Genomic DNA, 593 nt, shown 5'->3' with positions numbered 1-593 from the left:
ACGCGAATACCACGTCGTAAGTAACTTAGAGCACGAAGGCCAGCCCCAACCTTGGAACCACGCATTCATTACCCACAGTGTGGCGAGTGCAATCAGAGAGCTAGAGAAGCCAAACGCGATATTGATAAGGCCCGTCGCGATCAATCCGACCCCCATGAAAAAGCGAGGGTTAGAACGGTCAGAAATGGTGCCCGAGATAAACTTCGATAAGCCGTAGGTAAGGTAGAAAAGCGTCCCAATCATACCGATATCGGCTTTATCTAACCCTAAATCAGCAATCATTGCGGGGGCAGCGTAGTTGAATGTTTTACGGGTGAAGTAAAAGACCGCATAGCCAAGATACATGCCCAGCATGATGTGCAGACGCCAATAGCGATAGCGTTCATCTACTTGGTCTTTGCTAAGGGGCGCTTGGTTGTAGCTCGGAGACTGAAATAATCCAAACATGCTCGTTACACCTTAGGTAATGTGATGGCGATTTGCGTGCCATCCACATGATCGTTCAAAGAGTAGATATACATTTTCCCACCAAGCGCTTGCACGCGTTCTTGCATGCCACGAACGCCCATGCCTTTCATGCAGTCTTCGGTTTT

1 protein-coding gene is annotated in these 593 nt (G+C 48.7%); it reads right to left on the bottom strand.

The genetic code is table 11. The features are described from left to right. A partial coding sequence (locus KIV40_RS33775) for an MFS transporter (protein ID WP_285353795.1) occupies window positions 1-447 on the bottom strand: 447 nt, incomplete at its 3' end. Window positions 448-593 lie beyond the last annotated feature (146 nt).

This window comes from Vibrio sp. D173a (assembly GCF_030248475.1).
Note: the sequence above shows the minus strand (reverse complement) of the source record. Positions and strands in the feature narration are given on the sequence as shown.